This window comes from Desulfobacteraceae bacterium (assembly GCA_022340425.1).
Classification (GTDB): Bacteria; Desulfobacterota; Desulfobacteria; order Desulfobacterales; family JAABRJ01; genus JAABRJ01.
This window is the reverse complement of sequence record JAJDNY010000018.1, coordinates 1-5936: the sequence shown is the minus strand read 5'-3', so window position 1 is coordinate 5936 and position 5936 is coordinate 1. Positions and strand designations below refer to the sequence as shown.

General features: G+C 64.4%; 4 protein-coding genes. All 4 read right to left on the bottom strand.

The window, feature by feature from the left end:
- Positions 1–325, bottom strand: a 325-nt coding sequence (locus LJE63_01880) for a cysteine rich repeat-containing protein (GenBank protein ID MCG6905347.1), incomplete at its 3' end; no start/stop codon positions are given.
- Positions 326–367: 42 nt separating this feature from the next.
- The gene (locus LJE63_01875) at positions 368–1804 is read right to left on the bottom strand and encodes an efflux transporter outer membrane subunit (protein ID MCG6905346.1); all 1437 of its coding nucleotides are present in this window, start codon (positions 1802–1804) and stop codon (positions 368–370) included.
- Entirely contained in the window at positions 1797–4979 is a 3183-nt protein-coding gene (locus LJE63_01870; GenBank protein ID MCG6905345.1) for a multidrug efflux RND transporter permease subunit, read from the bottom strand. Before LJE63_01870 ends, LJE63_01875 begins: the two co-directional genes overlap by 8 nt.
- A 44-nt stretch (positions 4980–5023) precedes the next feature.
- The coding region (locus LJE63_01865; protein MCG6905344.1) for an efflux RND transporter periplasmic adaptor subunit at positions 5024–5936 on the bottom strand (913 nt) is incomplete at its 5' end.

The window sequence follows — 5936 nt, the reverse complement described above, 5'->3', positions numbered from 1 at the left end:
CTTCACCGGCCTCTACGCCGCTGCAGTGTTCGGCCAGATCGGCCGCGCACTCGTTGGCCAAATAGGTCAGGGCGGCCACCGCCCGCTCCAGCCTGGCGGAGGCGTCGTAGAGGGCGTATTCGCATTTGCCGGACAACTTGTCCTGGTGGGCGTAGAGACAGGCGAGAATCCGCCCCTCACCGGGGGTCACATCCTTGCAATAGGTTTCAATCTCGGTCTTGCACCCGTTGGCGACCGTCTCGATGAGTGACTCCTGAGCGCCCAGGCCGCCTGCAATTCCCAATGACAGCGCCACCACAGCCATCATAAGCCAAACTCGATTCATGGTCTCCTCCTCTCATGGTTCCGATCTGTTTGTCGTTTGCATTCAGGGGATGAAGCCCGCCTTCATCACCGGTTGCACCGTCGCCGCGGCCTCCACCCAGCCGCCGCCCATGGCCTTGTAGATGTTGATCAGGGACCGAAACAGGACGTTCTGGCTGGTGGTTTGGGACAGCTCGACGTTGAACAGGCTGCGTTCGGCGTCCAGCACCTCGAGAAAGCTCGTGACGCCCTCGTCATAGCGCATGCGCGCCAGCCGTGCGTAGTTTTCAAGCGCGGCCACCTGCCGGCCCAGGGCTTGGAGCCGCTGGTCCGATTTGGCGCGTTCGACCAGCGCGTCGTCCATTTCGCGAAAGGCGTTTTGCACGGCCTGCAGGTAACCGTAGAGCGCCTGCTGCTGGAACGCCTCGGCACCCTTGACCTCGCCGCCGATGCGGCCGGCCGTGAAAATCGGCACGCTCACGGGCACGCCGAAATTCCAGGCCTTGGACGGGCCGGTGAAGAGATCCGACAGATCGGTACTGGCCGTGCCGAAAGCGCCGGTCAGGGAAATGGTCGGGAAATAGAGCGACTTGGCGACCCCGATCCGGGCGTTGGCGGCGATCAGGGTCTGCTCAGCGGCCCGGATGTCGGGCCGCCGTTCCATCAGGTCGGAGGGCAGCCCGGCGGGAATTCCCGGCAGCCGCAGCGCGTCGATGGTGCGGCCCCGGGGAATGGCGCCGGGGTTTTGGCCCAGCAGCACACTGAGGGCGTTTTCCGCCCGCGCGATGGCCAGCTCGATTTCGGGGATGCGCGCCAGGGCGTCCTGATATTCGGCCTCGGCCTGGCTCAGGTCTATTTCGGGGATGACCCCGTTGTCCAAACGCATTTGGAACAGGTCGCGGGTCTCCCGCCGGGTTTCGGCCGTACGCCGGGTGATTTCCAGCTGCTTGTCCAGCGCCAGGATGTCCACGTAGCTGCCGGCCACGGCACTGACCAGGGTCAGCACCACGGCCCGCCGGGCCTCCTCGGTGCCGTATAGCTCGGCGCGGGCGGCCTCGCTGGCGCGACGGAACTTGCCCCAGAAATCGAGCTCCCAGCTGCCCCCCAGAAACGCCTCGTAGTAGTTGAAGGTCGTGTCGACCCCCGGCGGAACGGGGCTGGGCCCTTTTTCGGTCATGCGCTCGCGAAAGGCGCTGCCACCGGCCTCGGCTAAGGGGAACTGCCCGCCGCGGGTCGCAAAATAGCGGCCGAAGAACTCCTCGACCCGGGCCGTGGCGATCAGCAGATCCCGGTTCCGGGCCAGGGCGGTGCGCACCAGGTCGTTCAGGACGGGGTCGTCGAACTGCTCCCACCAGGCCGTGTTGGCGAGATCCCGCGCCTCTTTATCCTCGAAGCGCCAGGCGGCCGGTGCATCGACGCTGGGCCGCTTGTAGTCCGGACCGACCATGGCGCAGCCCGTCAGCGTGATCAAAAGAACGCAGCACAGAAACCCCTTACGCATGCTCCTCTTCCTTTCTCGTTTCCGGTTGCGGGTCCTGGGGCGCGGCGGCCGTGCCGGCCGCTTCTGGCTGGCCCCGGTGGGCCAGCTTTTCAACGACGTAGAAGGTCATCGGAATCAGGAAAATGGCGATGAAGCTGGCCGCCAGCATGCCGCCGATGACCCCGGTGCCCATCACCTGACGGGCGATGGCCCCCGACCCCGAGGCGATCGCCAGCGGCACGCAGCCCAGGATGAAGGCGAAGCTGGTCATCAGGATCGGCCGCAGCCGCAGCCGAGCCCCTTCCAGTGCAGCGTCCATGATGGGTTTGCCCTTTTCATACTCCACCTTGGCGAACTCGACGATCAGGATCGCGTTCTTGGCCGCCAGCCCGATCAGCATGATCAGTCCGATCTGGGCGTAGAGGTTGAACTCCATGCGGCGCAGGAAAATCGCTGCAAAAGCACCCAGCACGGCGACGGGGGTCCCCAAAAGGACGCTGAAGGGCAGGGACCAGCTCTCGTACTGGGCGGCCAGAATCAGGAAAACGAAGACCAGCGACAGGGCGAAGATCACCGACACCGGCACCCCCTCCATGGCCTTCTTCTCCTGGAAGCTCATGCCGAGGTAGTCGTAGCCCATCTCGCCCGGCATGCTGGCGGCGAAGACTTCCTCAAGCGCGCCCATGGCCTGGGAGGAACTGAAACCGGGAGTCGGGACGACGTTGATCTGGGCCGAGCGGTAGAGGTTGTAGCGCATGGTGAACTCGGGGCCGGAGCGCTCTTCGATGGTGGTCACGGCGGAGAGCGGCACGGTGTTGCCGGCGGCGTTGCGCACGTAGAACTGACCCAGCTGCTCGGCGCTGGTGCGGTAGGCGCCCTCGGCCTGCACGTAGACCTGCCAGGTGCGGCCGAAGCGGTTGAAGTAGTTGACGAAATACCCCCCCATGAAGGCCTGCAGGGTGCGGTAGACCTGGCTCAGATCGACCCCCTGCTTGAGCACCTTGTCGCGGTCGACGTCCACGAAAATCTGCGGCACCGTGGGCAGGAAGGTGGTGGTCACGCGCCCGATCTCCGGGCGCTTCCCGGCCTCCTCCATGAACTTCTGGGTGTTTTCCCACAGGAAGGCGATGTCCTTGCCGCTGCGGTCCTGCAGGATGAAGGTCACCCCGCCGGCGGTGCCGATGCCCGGGATCGCCGGCGGCGAGAAGGCGAAGGCGATTCCCTGGGAGATCCCGCCCAGGCGCCGGTTGAGGTTGGCCATGATGGCATCGTATTTTTCCTCGGGGCTTTTGCGCTCGTCCCAGGGCTTGAGGGTGATGAAGAAAAAGCCGCTGTAGGTGTTGGAAACCCCGGAGAGCAGGCTGAAACCCGTCACCGTGGTGCAGTACGCCACCCCGGGGGTCTCCATGATCAGCTTTTCCAACTCGCGGGTGGCGGCATCCGTGCGCTGCAGGGAGGCGGCATTCGGCAGCTGCACCCCGGCGTAGAGATAGCCCTGGTCCTCCTCCGGCAGAAAGCCGCCGGGCACCATGCGGGCGATCATCCCGGTCCCGGCGGTCATCACGACCAGCAGCAGCAGGCTGATGACGAACTTGCGGATGAACCAGCCGGTGAGCTTCACATAGCCGTTGGTGGCTTTGCCGAAGGCATTGTTGAACCAGCGGTAGAAGGCCCCCAGGGGGCCGCGGGTCTGTTTTTTGGGCTTCAGGATCAGGGATGACAGGGCCGGGCTGAGGGTCAGGGCGTTGAAGGCCGAGATGATGACCGAGATGGCGATGGTGACCGCGAACTGCTGGTAGAGCTTGCCGGTGATGCCGGGAATAAAGACGGTGGGCAGGAAAACGGCCGAGAGCACCAGGGCGATGGCCACCACCGGCCCCGACACCTCCTCCATGGCTTTCAGGGTGGCCTCTTTGGGGGTGAGGCCGTGCTCGATGTGGTGCTCCACCGCCTCCACCACCACGATGGCGTCGTCGACCACCAGCCCGATGGCCAACACCATGCCCATCAATGCGATCGTGTTGATGGAAAACCCCAGGATGGGGAACATGGCGAAGGTGCCGATCAGGGAGACCGGCACCGCCAGCGCCGGGATCAGGGTCGCGCGCCAGCCCTGCAGGAAGATGAACACCACGATGATCACCAGCACCAGGGCCTCCACCAGGGTGTGGATGATCTCCTTGATGCCCTCGCGCACCGACTGGGTGGTGTCCAAGGCGATGGTGTATTCCAGGTCCTCCGGGAAGCTTTTGGCGACCTCCTCCATGAGCCGGGTCACCCCGTCCACGGCCGCGATGGCGTTGGTCCCGGGAAGCTGGTAGAGAGCCAATACCGCCGCCGGCTTGCCGTTCATCCGGCCCACCATGCTGTAGTTCTGGGAGCCCAGTTCGATGCGGCCCACGTCCTGGAGGCGCACCAGCGAGCCGTCCGGGTTGGCCCGCAGCACGATTTGGGCGAACTCCTCCGGTGTTTCCAGTCGCCCCTGGGCGCGGATGGCATAGGTGTAATCGATCCCCTCGGGCGCGGGCTCGGCCCCCACCTGCCCGGCCGGGTTGACGGTGTTCTGCTTCTGGATGGCGTCGACGATCTCCGGCACGGTGATGTTGAGGTTGGCCAGCTGGTCGGGCTTCACCCACAGCCGCATGGCGTACTGCCCGGCGCCGAACACGTTGACGTTGGCGATCCCCGGCACCCGCGTGAGCTGGTCGTTCAGGTTGATGTAGGCGTAGTTGGCCAGAAAGGTGGCGTCATACGTGCCGTTGGGAGAGGAAAGGTTAACCACCATGAGGGGCGAGGACTGGGATTTCTTGACCGTCACGCCGTAGTCGCGCACTTCGGAGGGCAGCTTCGAATCCGCCTGGGCCTTGCGCATCTGGGCCAGCACCTGGTCGATGTTGGGGTCGGTCTTGACATCGAAGTTGACGTACAATCTCAGCTCGCCGCTGTTGGCGTTGAGCGAGTACATGTAGTTCATGTTGTCCACCCCGCTCATCTCCTGCTCGATGGGGGTGGCCACCGACTGCTCCACGGTCTGGGCGTCGGCGCCGACGTAGAAGGTGTTGATGAAAATTTCCGGCGGGACGATGTCCGGATACTGGGCAACGGGCAGGCCCAGCATGGCCACGATACCCACGATGACAAAAATGATGGAGATCACGATCGCCACGATCGGCCGGTTGACAAAAAATTTAGCCATCGAAGATCAGCCTTTCTGCTGGAGTGGGGTGTCGCAGCGCGCGTCTAAGGTTTCGGTTGGGCCGAATCCGATTTCGCCGAATAGGCAACGGGGTTGACCTTGACGCCGTCGCGCACCTTCTGGACACCTTCGACAACCACCCGCTCACCGGGCTTAAGCCCCTCGGTAATGATCCAAAAGGTCTCGAAACGTTCGCCGACCTTCACGCTGCGGATCTCGACGGTATTATCGTCAGCCACCACCGCCACCCGGTAGATTCCCTGAAGCTCGCTGACAGCGCGCTGGGGCACCATCAAGGCCCCCTGTTCGGTCTTGAGGAGGGCTCTGACCTTAGCGTATTGTCCGGGCCGCAGGATGTTTTCGGGGTTGGGGAAGAAGATGGCCACCCGGATGGTCCCCGTCTGGGGATCCACCTGCCGGTCGGCGAAGCCGAGGGTGCCCTGGTGGGGCCAGACCGTGCCGTCGGTCAACACCAGTTCAAACCGGCTCTTTTCGGGTGCCGCCGCTTGGGTCTTGGCGCTTGCCATGGCTTGCAGATATTGCCGTTCGCTGATGGGCACATAGACCTTGATGGGGTCCACCGTGGAGACCGTGGTCAGCTCCAGCGCCTGGGGAGTGCCGACCAGGTTCCCGAGCTGGGCCTTGGCGGCGCCCGCGATGCCGTCGATGGGGGATTTGATCTTGGTGAAGCTCAGGTCGAGCTCGGCCTTGCGGACCTCGGCGCGGGAGGCCAGCACCTGGGCTTCCGCGGCCTGAACGCTCCCGATGGCGTCGTCCTTGTCCTTCTGGCTCACCGCCCGGGCCTCGGCCAGGGGCAGAATCCGTTTGAGGGTGGCCTGGGCGGTCCGCAGCACGGCCTCATGCTTGGCCAATACGGCCTTGGCCACGTCCAGCGACGCCTGGAACGGTCTTGGGTCGATCTCGAAGAGGAGCGCGCCCTTCTTGACGAAACTGCCT

Excerpts from the sequence above, each read along its gene's own strand:
- LJE63_01875 (MCG6905346.1), bottom strand. The coding sequence starts at position 1,804 with ATGCGTAAGGGGTTTCTGTGCTGCGTTCTTTTGATCACGCTGACGGGC.
- LJE63_01870 (MCG6905345.1), bottom strand. The coding sequence starts at position 4,979 with ATGGCTAAATTTTTTGTCAACCGGCCGATCGTGGCGATCGTGATCTCC.